The 15,817-nt window shown below is 41.9% G+C and carries 15 protein-coding genes and 1 rRNA gene; 12 read left to right on the forward strand and 4 right to left on the reverse strand.

The genetic code is table 11. From position 1 onward, the window contains the following. The 6 genes from rrf to PJ15_RS06770 form a co-directional block, all read left to right on the forward strand. Positions 1–92, forward strand: a 5S ribosomal RNA gene (rrf, locus tag PJ15_RS18200); the annotation flags it as partial. Positions 93–228: 136 nt separating this feature from the next. After that, a complete protein-coding gene (locus PJ15_RS06750) occupies positions 229–570 on the forward strand; it encodes a hypothetical protein (RefSeq protein ID WP_052138574.1) in 342 nt (113 codons plus the stop codon). A gap of 54 nt (positions 571–624) precedes the next feature. After that, a complete protein-coding gene (locus PJ15_RS06755; RefSeq protein ID WP_047429207.1) occupies positions 625–1,017 on the forward strand; it encodes a DUF2007 domain-containing protein in 393 nt (130 codons plus the stop codon). A gap of 89 nt (positions 1,018–1,106) precedes the next feature. Further along, complete coding sequence (locus PJ15_RS06760; protein ID WP_047429210.1) at positions 1,107–1,454, forward strand: GFA family protein; 348 nt, start codon at positions 1,107–1,109, stop codon at positions 1,452–1,454. A gap of 22 nt (positions 1,455–1,476) precedes the next feature. Further along, on the forward strand, positions 1,477–2,040 hold the full coding sequence (locus PJ15_RS06765) for a DUF4256 domain-containing protein (RefSeq protein ID WP_047429212.1): 564 nt from the start codon (positions 1,477–1,479) through the stop codon (positions 2,038–2,040). Positions 2,041–2,173: 133 nt separating this feature from the next. Further along, entirely contained in the window at positions 2,174–3,337 is a 1,164-nt protein-coding gene (locus PJ15_RS06770; protein ID WP_047429214.1) for an acyl-CoA dehydrogenase family protein, read from the forward strand. A gap of 16 nt (positions 3,338–3,353) precedes the next feature. On the opposite strand, the gene PJ15_RS06775 is transcribed toward PJ15_RS06770, so the two are convergent. From PJ15_RS06775 to PJ15_RS06785, 3 genes are all read right to left on the reverse strand, one after another. Further along, entirely contained in the window at positions 3,354–3,758 is a 405-nt protein-coding gene (locus tag PJ15_RS06775) for a hypothetical protein (RefSeq protein ID WP_047429490.1), read from the reverse strand. 63 nt (positions 3,759–3,821) lie between these two features. Further along, positions 3,822–4,331 carry a GNAT family N-acetyltransferase gene (locus PJ15_RS06780; protein WP_047429216.1) on the reverse strand — a complete coding sequence of 170 codons (510 nt, stop codon included), beginning with the start codon at positions 4,329–4,331 and terminating at the stop codon, positions 3,822–3,824. After that, positions 4,328–4,927 carry a TetR/AcrR family transcriptional regulator gene (locus PJ15_RS06785; protein ID WP_005226741.1) on the reverse strand — a complete coding sequence of 200 codons (600 nt, stop codon included), beginning with the start codon at positions 4,925–4,927 and terminating at the stop codon, positions 4,328–4,330. Before PJ15_RS06785 ends, PJ15_RS06780 begins: the two co-directional genes overlap by 4 nt. A 195-nt stretch (positions 4,928–5,122) precedes the next feature. On the opposite strand from PJ15_RS06785, the gene PJ15_RS06790 reads away from it, so the two are divergent. Beyond that, positions 5,123–6,925 (forward strand): acyclic terpene utilization AtuA family protein, encoded by a 1,803-nt coding sequence (locus tag PJ15_RS06790; RefSeq protein ID WP_047429219.1) that lies wholly within the window; start codon positions 5,123–5,125, stop codon positions 6,923–6,925. A gap of 63 nt (positions 6,926–6,988) precedes the next feature. On the opposite strand, the gene PJ15_RS06795 is transcribed toward PJ15_RS06790, so the two are convergent. After that, positions 6,989–8,956, reverse strand: a complete 1,968-nt coding sequence (locus PJ15_RS06795) for a DUF2075 domain-containing protein (RefSeq protein ID WP_047429221.1) — start codon at positions 8,954–8,956, stop codon at positions 6,989–6,991. Positions 8,957–9,136: 180 nt separating this feature from the next. Here PJ15_RS06795 and PJ15_RS06800 point away from each other — a divergent pair, with 180 nt between their 5' ends. The 5 genes from PJ15_RS06800 to PJ15_RS06820 all read left to right on the forward strand — a co-directional run bounded on the left by PJ15_RS06800 (position 9,137) and on the right by PJ15_RS06820 (position 15,777). Next, a complete protein-coding gene (locus PJ15_RS06800) occupies positions 9,137–10,018 on the forward strand; it encodes an SDR family oxidoreductase (protein ID WP_047429223.1) in 882 nt (293 codons plus the stop codon). A gap of 2 nt (positions 10,019–10,020) precedes the next feature. Next, positions 10,021–11,634 (forward strand): acyl-CoA carboxylase subunit beta, encoded by a 1,614-nt coding sequence (locus PJ15_RS06805; RefSeq protein WP_047429225.1) that lies wholly within the window; start codon positions 10,021–10,023, stop codon positions 11,632–11,634. 109 nt (positions 11,635–11,743) lie between these two features. Further along, positions 11,744–12,904, forward strand: coding sequence for an acyl-CoA dehydrogenase family protein (locus PJ15_RS06810; RefSeq protein WP_047429228.1), 1,161 nt, complete (start codon positions 11,744–11,746; stop codon positions 12,902–12,904). Positions 12,905–12,914: 10 nt separating this feature from the next. Continuing rightward, complete coding sequence (locus PJ15_RS06815) at positions 12,915–13,748, forward strand: enoyl-CoA hydratase/isomerase family protein (RefSeq protein WP_047429230.1); 834 nt, start codon at positions 12,915–12,917, stop codon at positions 13,746–13,748. A gap of 70 nt (positions 13,749–13,818) precedes the next feature. Further along, positions 13,819–15,777, forward strand: a complete 1,959-nt coding sequence (locus PJ15_RS06820) for an acetyl/propionyl/methylcrotonyl-CoA carboxylase subunit alpha (RefSeq protein WP_047429232.1) — start codon at positions 13,819–13,821, stop codon at positions 15,775–15,777. The last annotated feature ends 40 nt before the right edge of the window (positions 15,778–15,817 follow it).

The raw sequence follows: 15,817 nt of genomic DNA on the forward strand, positions 1-15,817 counted from the left end.
ACCACCTGATCCCTTCCCGAACTCAGAAGTGAAACCTCTTAGCGCTGATGGTAGTGTGGCACTTGCCATGTGAGAGTAAGTCATCGCCAGCTTTTAAATCTAAACACCCCCAACCTAACGGTTGGGGGTGTTTTTTATTGCGTGGGGAAACTACATTGAATAGCATCTCTTGAGGAATATGTTATTGTTTTATAGGTTGAATCAAAATAATAAAAGGATGAAATTTAAATGATCAATAATAACCTTGCCATGACTTCAGAAGAATTCGTAGAGGAATTTAGACTTTTAAGAGATGATCTGATCCAGAGTTACTTTACTGTTGATTCTGAAATATCACGAATCAGTCTATTAGAAAAGTCCGGAATGAATAGTGAGCAAATTAACTTAACGAAAAAAATTGTTTCAGAAGCTTTAACTGATGCGTTGTATACCATCTTACTCGGTCTTGATGGCTGTGCATCAATTGGTCGGCATCAAATCATGTATAGGCTATTTGATGAGGAATCAAATGAACTGACTGGCAATATAGAATCGATAGCATGGGAAAAATTTCATAGCGAAAATACATAACAATGTATAGTTGAGAGAGTTTAAAATTCATTTTTATTCCTTTTAGGCATTCTTATGCAATGGGTTGTTGCTGAAACATATTCTTTTCCCTACGAAGCACAAATTGCTAAAACACAATTGGAAGCTGCTGAAATTCCTGCCCGTATCGAAAATGAACATACCATTAATATGGATTGGCTTTATTCCAATGCATTGGGTGGTGTTCGCTTGTTAGTTCCCGAAAATTATTTGGAAGAGGCGCAAGCATTACTGGCTCAAGATTTTAGTCAGGAATTAGAACAAGAGTTTGGTTTAAGTGAATGCTGTCCTAATTGCGGAAGCACAGATATAAAGCCTTATACAGAAGGGAAGCGGCCTGCATATTTTGTTTTCTTAGTGCTGGGTTTTCCATTATTTTCTTATAAACATGGGACCAAGTGCCAACAATGCCAACATTTCTGGAGTTAAGTTTGTATAAGCACTGATTAACAGAACCAGATTTGAATTTATCCATGCTGTGCTGTAAAAATAGATAGAAAATCAAAAAGGAAAAAAAGATGGAATACAAAGGAAGTTGTCATTGCGGAAAAATCACCTTCATTGCTCAGGGTGAGCTGACTGAAGCATTATCTTGTAATTGTTCAATTTGCCAGAAAAAAGGCTCTTTGCTCTGGTTTTTACCGAAAAGCGAAGTCGAAATTACTGTTGAAGAGGACGCTCAGGCGACTTATCAATTTAATAAGCATGTGATTGAGCATCATTTCTGCAAGGACTGTGGTATTCATTCCTATGCGATAGGCACTGATCCAAAAGGGATTTCGATATGTGCGATCAATGTGCGTTGTATTGATGATCTGGATTTAGAAAGTATCAAGATCAATCATTTTGATGGCCGTTCGGTGTAGTTATAAAATTTAGAGTATAAAAATGACCAAGAATAAAAAGTTAGATCCCGCAGAAGTTGCAGCACTATTAGAGATATTAAAGATGCGTTTTGAAAAAAATATGCATCGACATAAGAGTTTGAATTGGGCTGATATCGAAGATCGATTGCACCAGCAGCCAGAAAAATTATGGTCTCTTAATCAAATGGAAGATACGGGTGGAGAGCCAGATGTAGTTTCATTGGATTCAAAATCATCTGAAATTATCTTTTATGATTGTGCCGTGGAAACACCAAAAGGGCGTAGAAGCCTTTGTTATGATCGTGCCGCTTTAGATGCGCGTAAGGAACATAAACCAGAAAATAATGCGGTTGAGGTGGCAGTGGCCATCGGAATTGAGTTGCTAACAGAAGAAGAATATAGACAGTTACAGTCTGTTGAGCATTTTGACTTAAAAACCTCAAGTTGGGTCAAAACGCCAGAAGATGTGCGTAAATTGGGCGGTGCAATTTTTTGTGATAGCCGTTATGGTCGAGTCTTTACTTATCACAATGGGGCGCAATCTTACTATGCGACTCGTGGCTTTCGTGGACGATTAAAAATATAGTTTTCTCATCTTCACGGGCTTTTCTAAGTATTTTTTAACTTTTAATTTTGCCAAGCGCTTGCTTGGTTTTTCTGGTTTTGCTACTTTAGTGCTCATTCAATAAACAATGATGAATAATTGCTAGGAAGCAGATATGCACCTTAATCCTTTGTACTATAACGAGCAGCATCTTGAATTTTCCAAGAGTATTCGACGTTTCGTAGAAAAAGAGATTTCACCTTTTATCAATGAATGGGATGAAAGTGAGACCTTTCCCAGAGAGCTTTATAAGAAAGCCGCAGATATTGGTTTGTTGGGACTCGGGTTTGAAGAGCAATATGGTGGGGTTGCGGGAACAGATGCATTTTATACCTTGTTAGCTTCTATTGAGCTGGCTAAATGTGCATCGGGTGGTTTGGCCGCTTCTTTACTTTCACATACGATTGGCGCGCCACCGATCCAGCATTTTGCAAATGAAGAGGTAAAAGCTTACGTACTTCCACAGATTTTATCAGGTGAAAAGATCTCGGCATTGGCGATTACGGAGCCTGGTGGTGGGTCGGATGTGGCAGCACTTAAAACCAAAGCTGTCCGAGACGGCGATTATTTTCTGGTAAGTGGAGAAAAAACGTTTATCACCTCAGGGATGCGAGCAGATTATTATTCTGTTGCGGTTCGTACTGATCCAAATGCCAAAGGTGCAAATGGTATATCCATGCTGTTGATTGATGCCCATAGTGAAGGGATCAGCAAAACGAAACTGGACAAAATGGGGTGGTGGGCATCAGATACCGCGCATTTGCATTTTGATAACGTTAAAGTGCCAGCCAGCAATTTATTGGGTCCTGAAAACATGGGCTTTCTAGTGATTATGAATAACTTCAATATGGAGCGTTTTTTCCTTGCTGCAAGTAGTTATGGCTTTGCTTTGACTTGCTATGAAGAGGCACTGGATTGGGCACAGCAACGTCAAACCTTTGGCAAGCGTCTGGTTGATCATCAGGTGATGCGTCATAAGCTGGTAGATATGGCCACTCGTCTGACTGCAACCCGTTCTTTACTCGAGGATACCGCTTATCGCTTGGGCAAGCCTGAACTGCAAGGTAGTGAACTGATTGCCCAGATTTGTATGCTGAAGAATGTTGCTACTCAAACCATGCAATTCTGTGCAGATGCTGCGGTACAGACGCTAGGTGGAATGGGCTTTATGCGCGGTACTAAATCCGAACGTATTTATCGTGAAGTAAAGGTGAATATGATTGGTGGTGGTGCAGAAGAAATTATGAAAGATTTAATTAGTAAACAATTGGGTTATTAAACTGATCGCTAGGGGCTTACCGTATGGGTTCAACCCAATAAGCTCCTTTTCCCTCAGGATGAACTGCGATATACCAAATCGATGAACCCTGAGCGTAGACTAAAAACTGGAATCCCTGATCCTGCATTTCTTTCTTTTTACCTCGGGTCGCATTATTTATTTTAATTGGAATAGCACCTTGAACACTAAAATAGTTGAGATCTGTAGGTGAAAAGTTAAAAGAGCCATCACCTCTGCTTAGATCTAAATCATTTATTTCAATAATATTTTTTGTACTCGGTGGTAAAATGGGAGGTAACCAACCACGTTCAAACGCATGTTCAGCTTTCGCATGCTGCAAATCTGTAAACTTGGTTGTAACAATATCATCTGTACAACCCAGTATTAGGCTGGAAAGTAAAATCATGATTATGCGTTGCATATATTTCGCCTGAAGAATTGGCATCAGTTTATTTCTATCTTAATACATCATATATCTCAACGATTAAAAGGCTTGATATTTCTGATCTGTCCAATCCGAATTTAAAATTGCCCAACGTTCATGATCTTTCCATTCTTTTCCGCCGACTCGTAGATACTGGCGGGAGAAGCCTTCTTTTATAAAACCAGCATTTGCGACAAGGCGAATAGAGGGTAGATTGTCTGGTTGAATATTGGCTTCTAGTCGATGAAGATTCAGTGTTTGAAATGCTTCTTTTAAAACCAGTTGTAGCCCTTGTCGCATATAGCCTTGTCCTGCATAAGGAGAAAAGGCTTCATAGCCTAAATAAGCAGAATGAAAGTAACCACGAATAATATTCGAGATATTAAAGGTGCCAACAATGGCATGATTTTCCTTCAAGCAGACGAAATAACGATATTCTTGAGCGAGGTAGTGCTCAAAATCAGTTGGCGGATAGGTCCACGGCTGGTGTAGTTGAACACTATTTTGGTAGGCATGTTTGATTTCAGCTAAATCGCTGAGTTGAGGTTTACGTAAATAGACTGGACTCATTTCACAGCCATTTCCCAAACCATTTCAGTCAACTCATCAATTTTGACTTTACCTTCGGGTTTGTACCATGTCACCGTCCAAGAAATCGAGCCACCGAGCAGACGACGCCAAATAAAAGCATCGTGTTTCACTTTGCCTTGAGCACGTAATTTTTCAATCACATCCAGCCAAACTTGCTCATATTCATTACGCATTTTCAGAAGGTAATCTTGTTTTTCCTTTGATAGCGCAAACCATTCATGTACTAGTACTGCCATAGCCGCACCTGTATCACCAGCAATTGATAATAATTCAGCTTTGATGAGGTGGCGTAATTGCTGTTCAGGATCGCTTGAGCGTTCAGCCGCTTCTTTTAAGCGGGCAAAGTTATAAATGATGGTTTGTTCCATCACTGTCGCCAGAATTTCATCTTTACTTTTAAAGTGGTGAAATAAGCTGCCAGATTGAATTCCAATAAACTCACCGAGTTGACGAACCGTGGTTTTGTCATAACCCTGTTTATAAAAAAGATAGGCTGCACCTTGCAATAAACGGCCACGGGGACTGTCATCAAAACAAACAATTTTGGGGATTTGTTCAATTGAAGTTGCGATCATGCCTATCCGTCTATCCTATTTAAGCTGAGGTACATTGTAACAAAATTCATCTGATGCATTGTCTTATCTTTTTATAACAAGCAGTTGCTTGCGCTTGACTGTTTTTGCCAATACAGCATAGCATTATGCACTTTACAAACCAAGCACTTGCTTGGTAATGTTAATGCGTTTTTAGCAATAACAATGAGAAAGCGCATGACAAGTGTCAAACAGGATGACCAGAGGGTAGTCAAAATCGGGTGTGCATCAGGATTCTGGGGCGATACCAACACCGCTGCATTTCAGTTGGTGCATTTGAGTAATATTGATTATTTGGTCTTTGATTATCTGTCTGAAATTACCATGTCGATTATGGCGAAGGCGATGATGATGGACCCAAGTCATGGTTATGCACTGGATTTTGTCAGTCGTGTCATGTCACCACTGATCAATAAAATTGCTGAGAAAAAAATAAAAGTGATCAGTAATGCGGGTGGGGTAAATCCACTGGCTTGCCGTGATGCATTACAAAAAATCATTGATGAAAAGGGCTTAAATTTAAAAGTTGCAGTGGTGTTAGGGGATGACGTATTACCCAAGCATGCCGAATTATTAAAACAAGATATTCAAGAAATGTTTAATGGCAATACTTTACCTGCACATGTTGCCAGTAGTAATGCTTATCTCGGCGCTGTTGCGATTCGCGATGCGCTCGACTTAGGAGCAGATATTGTGATTACAGGTCGTGTGGTCGATTCAGCGGTTGTGCTTGCACCATTATTGCATGAGTATAAATGGTCACTTGAGGATTATGACAAGTTAGCACAAGGCTCATTGGCAGGGCATGTGATTGAATGCGGCGCGCAATGTACAGGTGGAAATTTTACCGATTGGCGTCTGGTTCAAGGCTTTGACAATATGGGCTTTCCAATCGTAGAGGTCAGTGCTGATGCTTCATTCATCGTGACCAAGCCGAAAGGGACAGGTGGGCTTGTTTCAACTGCGACTGTAGCAGAGCAAATTGTCTATGAGATTGGCAATCCGCAAGCCTATCTTTTACCTGATGTGATTGCTGATTTTAGTCAAGTCCATTTAGAACAGGTGGGCGAACATCGAGTCAAGGTGACTGGTGCAACAGGTTGTGCGCCCACCCAGCAATATAAAGTCAGTGCCACTTATACAGATGGTTATCGTGTCTTGGTCAGTTTCTTGATTGCAGGCCGTGAAGCACCAGAAAAAGCTCAAGTGATTGCTGATGCTATTCTGAATAAATGTGAACGCGTATTGGCGTTACGATCAGTCCCACCGTTTAGCGAAAAATCAGTCGAGATCCTTGGGATTGAAAGTACCTATGGCACACATGCCCGAATCAAAGACAGCCGTGAAGTCGTGGTCAAAATCGCGGTCAAACATCTGTTTAAAGAAGCTTGTATGTTCTTTGCTTCTGAAATTGCCCAAGCTTCAACGGGAATGGCACCTGCATTGGCAGGGATTGTCGGAGGTCGTCCTAAAGCATCGGCAGTGGTGAAATTATTTTCATTTTTGATTGATAAAGATCAATTAAACATAGAAGTCGATTTTGCTGGACAACGTTACACTGTACAGATTCCTACGGGGCAAAAGGGATCAACTGTCGAGCTACATCCCGTCGGTGAAGTGGCAACCTATCAAGGCGATGAGATCGAAGTGCCTTTGATTGAGGTGGCACATGCACGCAGTGGCGATAAGGGCAATCATAGCAATATCGGGGTGATTGCACGCCAAGCGGAATATTTACCTTGGATTCGTGCAGCACTGACTGAGGCCAATGTTGCCGCGTATATGCAGCATGTTTTAGATCCTGAAAAATCAAAAGTGATTCGTTATGAATTGCCAGAGATGAATGCGCTGAATTTCATGTTGGAAAATGCTTTGGGTGGTGGTGGGATTGCCAGCTTGAGAATCGATCCACAAGGTAAAGCCTTTGCACAGCAATTATTGGATATGCCGGTGAAAGTGCCTAGAAAACTGATATTTTGAGCTATATTTACCTGATATAGGGGGCGTTTGAGTAATGCAGTACAAGCGAAACTCCTATGTCTTTTACAATATATCTAACCCACAAGAGAGAAGATAGTTATGGATTGAGTCATAGTATTTTTGAGGTCTTGTTGGATCTGTACCATCTACAGCCGGAATAAAAATAACCATACCTTGCCTTGCTCGAGTCAGTAACACTCTATAAGCATTTAGAAGATAGTTTTTGGTTGCGTCTTTCTTAATATTTTGCCACTTAGAACCTTTAAAACTTTGGAATTGCCAACCATTCTCGTAATAGAGATTTATATCCCAGCTTATACATGTATAGTCGATTTCAAGTCCTTGGATATCAAACTCAGTCGCGATATCCTCTAAGTAATAAGAAGATCGTATGTCATCTTGAGTATTTAAAAACCAATCAGTTGGAGATATATCATTCTTAACATAGATGCCTTCTGCTTTTAGTCTTTTAGCACCTGAACTTGCAATCAACCCAATTCTTTCAGTACCTCTAGCTTGATTTCTTAACCAGATTTTTGCCTTGGCTAAGTCCCTAGTGATTTTAATGGGATAATTGTGTTTAATTTCTTGATAAATTTTAGTGGCTTGATCATTTTTATTGTCTAAAATGGCTTGGATCAAGGATGCAACTTTTTCACTTCGAAATGAGCGAACTGAGGTGGATAAATGAAGATCAGTTTTTTGATGTCCATGTTGTTCTAACCAGTTTGATAAATCTAAATTATTTAGATAGGTATTAGGTTCAGCCAAAATCTTATCCGAATAATAAATATCCCAAGATTGGTATTTTGTTTTTAGCGACTCAATCCATTCTGAAACGCCAGCTTCACCTGTATTGATTTCTTGTCCGCCACCAATTAAACATATAATTGCACACCAATCTTTATGTCGATCCATTACACTAATTAGATATTCGGGTTCAGACATATCAAAGTTTTGGATTCCCTTTTTCTGTTGCATGAACTTAGAGACTTGTTCTTTTTGCCAAGCTCTTTGTGCTTCATCGAAAACGACAACTTTTTCAATCGGGGCATGAGGCGTCCTTAAATTGTCATCTCTAAAATGATGAATATTTTGGATAAAAGCTTTTGCTTTCCTTTCAGCTTCTGTACGTAAAATTTTCTGGCCACTCCTTTTAGCAGATTCTACTGAATCTCTAGTCAATGCTTCTCTCAAGACATCAACTAATGGACCATTACCCGATAGAAATACTGAGTGTTCTGATTCATCTGCTTTTAGTCGCTCATTCGCAATGTTTAGACCTGCAAGCGTTTTTCCTGCACCAGGAACACCTGTTAAAAAGCAGATTGATTTTCTATGTTGGACTTTAGAGTTTTCGATAATTTTGTTTATTAGAATAGAGGTATTTGATAGGTTAATTGCACCGGCATCACTTCGTGAAATTTCTTTAACGCTATGCCCTTTGTATAAGGCTTGAGCGGCCTCAATAATAGTGGGTGTTGGTTTGTAAGCACTATTTTCCCAAGAAAGAATATTTAAACTTTTTTCAGTTTTTACTTGGTCTAGAATTTGAATCAATGTTGATCTAAAGTTTTCTTTATTACATAGGATGCAACTGGTTAAGCCTACAGCACTATCAATCTTTGAGTTAACACTTGGGGCATTCGTCGCAATCAAGATAGGGATAATCGTTTTATTGTGACTTCCTTCATGAAAATTTTTTAAATCCAAACAATAGTCAATGGTCTGATTTTGAGCATGTTTTGAATAACTTTTGTCACCAATTTTGAACTCTATTAGAAAAATTAAATTACTTATAATTAATATGTTATCTACTCGTTTCCCCATTCTAGGAATAGAGAACTCAAAATATAAATGCCCACAAAAATCTTTAAGCTCTCTTTTTAGAAAATCAATTTGTTCAAGCCAAGCATTTTTCTGTAAATCTTCTAAATCATGCGGATGGTAACGTGCAAGTTGTCCAAAAATTGCATTTTTATTTTCGTTTAAAAATAAATCTATAGAACTTTGATAATAACTTGTATTCATTGTGAGTTTTTAAAGGTTTAAAAATCTTAAATTGAACAATATGTTAGCACTAGAAATAATATTTTAGCAAAAAATGACATTTAAATTCGGACGATTAAGGCATCTTTGCACTTTACAAACCAAGCACTTGCTTGGTAGTGTGTGATCAGTTAAAAATAATAGATGAATGGATCATAAAACATGGGTTATCAATCAATTTTCAGGGCAGATGCATTTGCTGACAAAGTAATTATCGTGACAGGCGGTGGTTCTGGGATTGGCCGTTGTACGACACATGAGTTGGCATCCTTAGGTGCGCAAGTCGTGATCACGGGACGTAAAGTTGAAAAACTAGAGAAGGTCAGTCAGGAAATTCTGGAAGATGGCGGCAAAGTTCATTTCATCGTCTGTGATAACCGTGATGAAGAACAAGTTAAAAACATGATTGCTGAAGTTATTGAAAAATTCGGCAAGCTGGATGGTTTAGTCAATAATGCAGGTGGACAATTTCCTTCTGCGCTTGAAAATATTTCTGCCAATGGTTTTGATGCGGTGGTCCGTAATAACCTGCATTCAACCTTCTATCTGATGCGTGAAGCTTATAATCAATGGATGGCAAAGCATGGTGGCAGCATTGTCAACATGACCGCAGATATGTGGGGTGGTATGCCGGGTATGGGCCATTCAGGTGCAGCACGCTCAGGTGTCGATAACCTGACTAAAACAGCTTCGGTTGAATGGGGTAAATCGGGGGTTCGTGTCAATGCAGTCGCACCCGGCTGGATTATTTCTTCGGGCATGGATAACTATAGTGGTGATTTTGCCAAAGTGATTATTCCAAGTCTGGCGAGCAATGTCCCGTTAAAACGTATGGGGACAGAGTCAGAAATTTCTTCTGCGATTTGTTATCTACTTTCCGATGCCGCTGCTTTTATCTCGGGAGTAACACTCCGTATTGATGGGGCTGCTTCACAAGGCACACGCATGTATCCATTGGCAGATGCAACCAACAATGAAGCCTTTAATGGCTTCCATCGTGCGTTTATTCCTGACATTTTCAAAAATAGCGCTGATGGAGAATAAAGATGAGTATTCTCCAATCTGAAATTGCCGTGGGTAGTGAGCAATATGAACAAAATCGAGAGGCGTTATTAACGCAGTTGGCTGAAGTGCGTGCGGTGCAGCAAAAAAGCATCGATAAATCTTATGCGGCAAAACCCAAGTTTGATAAGAAAGGCAAAATTTTGCCCCATGAGCGTATTCGCCTGTTATTAGATGCGGATTCACCTTTTGTCGAGCTGTGTGGTTTGGTTGGCTACAACATGCATGATGATAAAGATGGCTCCGAGGCTGGTGGTGGCGTTATCGCTGGGATTGGTTTTGTCAGTGGTGTACGTGCGCTGGTTTCTGCCAGTAATAGTGCGATCAAAGGTGGCACCATGTCACCGATGGGAGTACATAAAACCCTCCGCCTGCAAAAGATCGCATTAGAGCAAAAGCTGCCAATGGTCACCTTGACTGAAAGTGGTGGGGCTAACCTGAACTATGCTGCGGAAGTGTTTACCTATGGCGGTATGACCTTTGCCAATCAGGCACGATTGTCTGCTGCGGGAATTCCACAAGTTGCGGTAGTGCATGGTAATGCCACCGCGGGTGGTGCTTATCAGCCAGGTTTATCTGATTATGTGATTGCCGTACGCAAACAGACAGAAATGTTATTGGCTGGACCACCACTGTTATTGGCAGCAACAGGTGAGGTTGCAACGGCTGAAGAGCTGGGTGGTGCAGAAATGCATACTCAAGTTTCAGGCGTGGCTGAATATCTGGCCGAGAATGATGCGGATGGTATTCGTTTGGCGCGTGAGATTTTTGAACATCTAAACTGGAAGGAACAAACTGCGCAATCGAATCAGAATTATAAAGAACCACGTTATGCTGCGGAGGAATTGTTAGGCATTATTCCTCAAGATCCGAAGCAACCTTTTGATATGAAGGAAATCATTGCACGGATTATCGATGATTCAGACTTTCTGGAATTTAAACAGGAATATGATGCTTTAACTGTTTGCGGTTGGGCAAAAATAGGTGGTTTGCATATTGGCATCATTACCAATAATGGTCCCATTACCCCGCAGGGTGCGGCTAAAACGGCGCAATTTATTCATCTGTGTGAACAGACTCAGAGACCGCTTTTATTCCTGCACAATACCACAGGTTTTATGGTCGGAACGGATGCAGAGCAGAACGGTATTATCAAGCATGGTTCTAAACTGATTCAGGCAGTCGCTAATGCGACGGTGCCAAAAATCTCGATTGTGGTTGCGGGTTCTTATGGGGCAGGCAACTATGCGATGTGTGGACGCAGTTTGTCGCCACAATTTATCTTTGCATGGCCAAATTCGCATGTGGCAGTAATGGGTGCGGCACAAGCAGGTAAGGTATTGCGTATCGTGGCTGAGGGTAAACAGAAAGCATCAGGGATGGAACCGAATCCGCAGATGCTGGATTTCCTGGAACAAAGTACAGCAATGAAACTGGAACAGCAGTCGACGGCTTTATTCAATACCGCAATGCTCCATGACGATGGAATTATCGATCCGAGAGATACCCGAAAAGTACTGATTTTCTTATTACAAACCATTTTTGAAGCACAACAACGTGAGTTAAATCCAACACGATTTGGTGTGTCGAGATTTTAATTTTTAACACCCTCATCCTAGCCTTCTCCCTGAGGGAGAAGGGATTCCCTCGCCCTTTTGGGGAGAGGGTTAGGGAGAGGGGGAAAACAATTTTTAAGGAACAAAAACAATGAAATTTACCGCAGAACATGATGCTTTACGCCGTACCACACGTCAGTTTGTTGAAAATGAATTGAATCCTTTTATTCCTGAGTGGGAAGAAGCGGGTCGTTTTCCGATTCATGATGTATTTAAGAAAATGGGGGATTTGGGCTTATTGGGGATTTGCAAGCCAGAGGAAAATGGTGGTTTAGGGCTCGATTATTCTTATAACCTTGTCGTAGCAGAAGAATTAGGCCGCGCTGCTTGTGGTGGTGTACCTCTCGCGATTGGCGTGCAAACCGATATGGCAACGCCAGCGCTTGCTCGTTTTGGTAGCAAAGAACTACGAGATGAGTTCTTAAATCCTGCAATTCGTGGTGAATATGTCGCATCGATTGCGGTATCCGAAGTGCATGCGGGTTCTGATGTGGCAGCCATTAAAACGACTGCAAAAAAAGATGGCGACGACTATGTGATTAACGGCAGCAAGATGTGGATCACCAACTCATTACAAGCAGATTTCTTCTGTTTACTTGCCAATACCTCTGATGATAAGCCACACGTCAATAAATCCATGATTATTGTGCCAGCAAAAACGGCAGGGATTAGCTTTTCAGAACCCTTGAATAAATTAGGCATGCGTTCAACCACCACTGCACAGGTCTATTTCGATAATGTTCGTGTACCGCAACGCAACCTTGTGGGTGCAGAAGGCATGGGCTTTATGATGCAAATGATGCAGTTCCAAGAAGAACGGATGTGGGCTTGCGCCAATGCGGTGGGTGGCATGGAAAAAGTCATTCAGCAAACCATTGATTATGCCAAAGAGCGCACCACCTTTGGTCAGCCCTTAATTAACAATCAATATGTGCATTTCCGTTTTGCTGAGTTGATGACCGAAGTAGAAGCTTTACGGGCATTAACTTATCAAGCATGTGAACAGCATATTGCAGGTGAAAATGTCACCATGATGGCCTCAATGGCGAAGCTAAAAGCAGGTCGTTTAAGCCGTGAAGTGGCGGATAGCTGTCTGCAATATTGGGGCGGTAATGGTTTTATGTGGGATAACCCAGCGTCGCAACTATTCCGTGATGGTCGTCTAGGTTCAATTGGCGGCGGTGCAGATGAGATTATGTTGGGGATTATTTGTAAGCTCATGGATATTCTGCCTAAAAAGCAGAAAAACTAGGAGACGGAATATGGTGTTTTCAACTTCTCTTGCAGACTTGAATATTGATGACAGCATTGAACTAGAGCAACAGGGCAGCATTTTGACCTTATGGCTGAATCGTCCTGAAAGCCGTAATGCCATGAGCTTGAATATGGTCACTGCCATTCAACAGGTGTTTAGCCAGATTGCTGATGATTCATCAATTCGCGCTGTCATTCTCAGAGGTAAGGGCGGGCATTTCTGTGCGGGCGGTGACATTAAGGATATGGCGAGCTTACGTGTTGAAGCTGCAAATAGTGGCAGTTTGCAACCTTATGTCGATTTTAATCGCCGTTTTGGTGCCATGATTGAGCAGGTTGACCAAGCACCCCAAACCGTTGTTGTTGTACTGGAAGGGGCCGTACTTGGTGGCGGTTTTGGTTTAGCCTGTGTCTCGGATATTGCTATCAGTCGTGACAGTGCCCAGTTTGGTTTGCCAGAAACAGGCTTGGGCATCTTACCCGCGCAAATTGCGCCTTTCGTGGTAAAGCGGATTGGTCTGACTCAAACGCGTCGTTTGGCTTTATTAGGTTTACGTTTTGATGGTCACACTGCTTTGAATTTAGGTGTGATTCATCAATTGGCACAGAATGACGCTGAACTGGAGCATCAGCTGGCTGATACGACTCAACAGATTAAGCGTGCTGCACCTTTGGCTTCTCGTGCCACCAAAGCTTTATTACATCGAACGCTGAATGAACCTTTAACTTCTCTGCTGGATGATGCAGCACAACAATTTGCACAAGCAGTCGGTGGCGCAGAAGGGCAAGAAGGAACGATGGCTTTTATTCAAAAACGTTTGCCAAACTGGACTGAGCAGTAAAAGAGCAAAGTATGTCTTTGCGCACCGTATCGGTCAAAACTATACATACGGTGCTTTGAGGGATTAAATAATGAAATTTTCAAAAGTATTAGTGGCAAACCGTGGTGAAATCGCCGTTCGTGTCATGCAAACGGCCAAAGCGATGGGCTATCAAACGGTTGCCGTGTATTCAGATGCCGATGCCAATGCACGCCATGTCCAGCTGGCAGATGAGGCGGTTTATATCGGTGCATCTAAAGTTTCAGAATCCTATTTATCCATTGCCAAGATTATTGAAGCCTGCCAAAAGACAGGTGCGGATGCGGTACATCCCGGTTATGGTTTCCTATCTGAAAATACTGGCTTTGCTCAGGCTTGTCTTGATCATGGTATTACCTTTATTGGACCAACCGCTGCTGCCATTGAATTAATGGGCAGCAAGCGCCTGTCTAAAATTGCCATGATTCAGGCAGGCGTGCCTTGTGTGCCCGGTTATGAAGGGGATCAACAGGATATTGATTATCTAGCTGAACAGGCAGAGAAGATTGGTTATCCTTTGATGGTCAAGGCTTCGGCAGGCGGTGGTGGACGTGGCATGCGCTTGGTCCATCAGGCTTCGGATGTATTGAATGCCTTAAAAACAGCACGTTCAGAGGCAGAAAATGCCTTTGGTTCAGGTGAGCTGATTTTAGAGAAAGCCGTGATTGCCCCACGCCATGTCGAGATCCAGATCTTTGGTGATACGCATGGCAATTATGTGTATTTGTTTGAACGTGATTGTTCAATTCAGCGTCGTCACCAAAAGGTGGTCGAAGAAGCCCCTTGTCCTGTGATGACTGCTGAACTTCGTCAGAAAATGGGTGAGGCAGCTGTTGCAGCGGCCAAAGCTTGTGATTATGTCGGGGCAGGTACAGTGGAGTTCTTGCTGGATCAATCGGGCGAGTTCTACTTCTTGGAAATGAATACTCGTTTGCAGGTCGAGCATCCTGTCACGGAAATGATCACAGGGCTGGATTTGGTAGAATGGCAGCTTCGTGTTGCTAATGGTGAAACTTTAGCTTTGCAGCAACATGAACTGACCCTGAATGGGCATGCGATTGAAGTCCGTTTATATGCAGAAGATCCACGACAGGATTTCTTGCCACAAACGGGTAAAGTGCTTCGTTGGCAACCTGCGGGTGCTGATGGTATGTTGTCGAATGTCCGTATTGACCACGGCATGTTAGAACAAGGTGAAATTAGTCCATTCTATGATCCGATGGTGGCTAAGGTCATTGCTTATGGCAAGACCCGTCAGGATGCGATTCGATTGCTCGCTCGCGCCGTTGATGATTGTGTCTTGTTGGGTGTGGATAGTAATAAACAATTCCTGAGCAATTTATTACGACATCCGATTATTGTTGCTGGAGATACCAACACCGCATTTATTCAGCAATATTTTCAGGATGATGTGAGTCTGCATCAACAAAGCTTAAAAATTGAAACACTTGCGGTAGCAGCCGCACTATTTACCCAACAAAATCAGCAGCAAGTGGCTTGGCAAACAGGTATCGCGTTGCCATTTCCGTTGAAACTGAAATATGCAGATCAACAGTTATTGCTATATGTACAAAATGATCAGCAGCAGGTCAAAGTTGAATTATGTGACCAACAGGCAACGATCAAAATTATAAGCATCAATGGTGAAGAGATTGTTTATTGCTGTGATGGCGTTCGCCGTAAGCTGGCCTATGTATTTGATCAAGATCAGCTGTATTTAGATGTAGGCAATGGCAATGTGGTGATTGAGAATATTACCTATGCAGCTCCAGAAGCCGCAGAGGTTGTAGGGGATGGAAAAATCCGAGCACCGATGGATGGGGCGATTGTGAATCTGTTGGTCAATGTCGGCGATCAGGTAGTGAAAGGACAAACTCTATTGGTGCTCGAAGCCATGAAAATTCAACAACAGATCAAATCCGATGTTGATGGTGTAGTCGAGGAACTGATTGGTCAGGTTGGGCAGCAGGTGAAAAAACGTCAGCAATTATTAAATGTTTCATTACTTTAATTGAATCAGTTGATTGAACCCTCGCAATGAGCGATCGCTT

This window comes from Acinetobacter sp. neg1 (assembly GCF_000788125.1).
Classification (GTDB): Bacteria; Pseudomonadota; Gammaproteobacteria; order Pseudomonadales; family Moraxellaceae; genus Acinetobacter; species Acinetobacter vivianii.

Coding starts and splice junctions, on each gene's coding strand:
- PJ15_RS06765 (WP_047429212.1), top strand. CDS start 1,477: ATGACCAAGAATAAAAAGTTAGATCCCGCAGAAGTTGCAGCACTATTA.
- PJ15_RS06780 (WP_047429216.1), bottom strand. CDS start 4,331: ATGAGTCCAGTCTATTTACGTAAACCTCAACTCAGCGATTTAGCTGAA.
- PJ15_RS06810 (WP_047429228.1), top strand. CDS start 11,744: ATGAAATTTACCGCAGAACATGATGCTTTACGCCGTACCACACGTCAG.
- PJ15_RS06815 (WP_047429230.1), top strand. CDS start 12,915: ATGGTGTTTTCAACTTCTCTTGCAGACTTGAATATTGATGACAGCATT.
- PJ15_RS06805 (WP_047429225.1), top strand. CDS start 10,021: ATGAGTATTCTCCAATCTGAAATTGCCGTGGGTAGTGAGCAATATGAA.
- PJ15_RS06785 (WP_005226741.1), bottom strand. CDS start 4,927: ATGATCGCAACTTCAATTGAACAAATCCCCAAAATTGTTTGTTTTGAT.
- PJ15_RS06760 (WP_047429210.1), top strand. CDS start 1,107: ATGGAATACAAAGGAAGTTGTCATTGCGGAAAAATCACCTTCATTGCT.
- PJ15_RS06750 (WP_052138574.1), top strand. CDS start 229: ATGATCAATAATAACCTTGCCATGACTTCAGAAGAATTCGTAGAGGAA.
- PJ15_RS06790 (WP_047429219.1), top strand. CDS start 5,123: ATGACAAGTGTCAAACAGGATGACCAGAGGGTAGTCAAAATCGGGTGT.
- PJ15_RS06755 (WP_047429207.1), top strand. CDS start 625: ATGCAATGGGTTGTTGCTGAAACATATTCTTTTCCCTACGAAGCACAA.
- PJ15_RS06795 (WP_047429221.1), bottom strand. CDS start 8,956: ATGAATACAAGTTATTATCAAAGTTCTATAGATTTATTTTTAAACGAA.
- PJ15_RS06770 (WP_047429214.1), top strand. CDS start 2,174: ATGCACCTTAATCCTTTGTACTATAACGAGCAGCATCTTGAATTTTCC.
- PJ15_RS06800 (WP_047429223.1), top strand. CDS start 9,137: ATGGGTTATCAATCAATTTTCAGGGCAGATGCATTTGCTGACAAAGTA.
- PJ15_RS06820 (WP_047429232.1), top strand. CDS start 13,819: ATGAAATTTTCAAAAGTATTAGTGGCAAACCGTGGTGAAATCGCCGTT.
- PJ15_RS06775 (WP_047429490.1), bottom strand. CDS start 3,758: ATGCAACGCATAATCATGATTTTACTTTCCAGCCTAATACTGGGTTGT.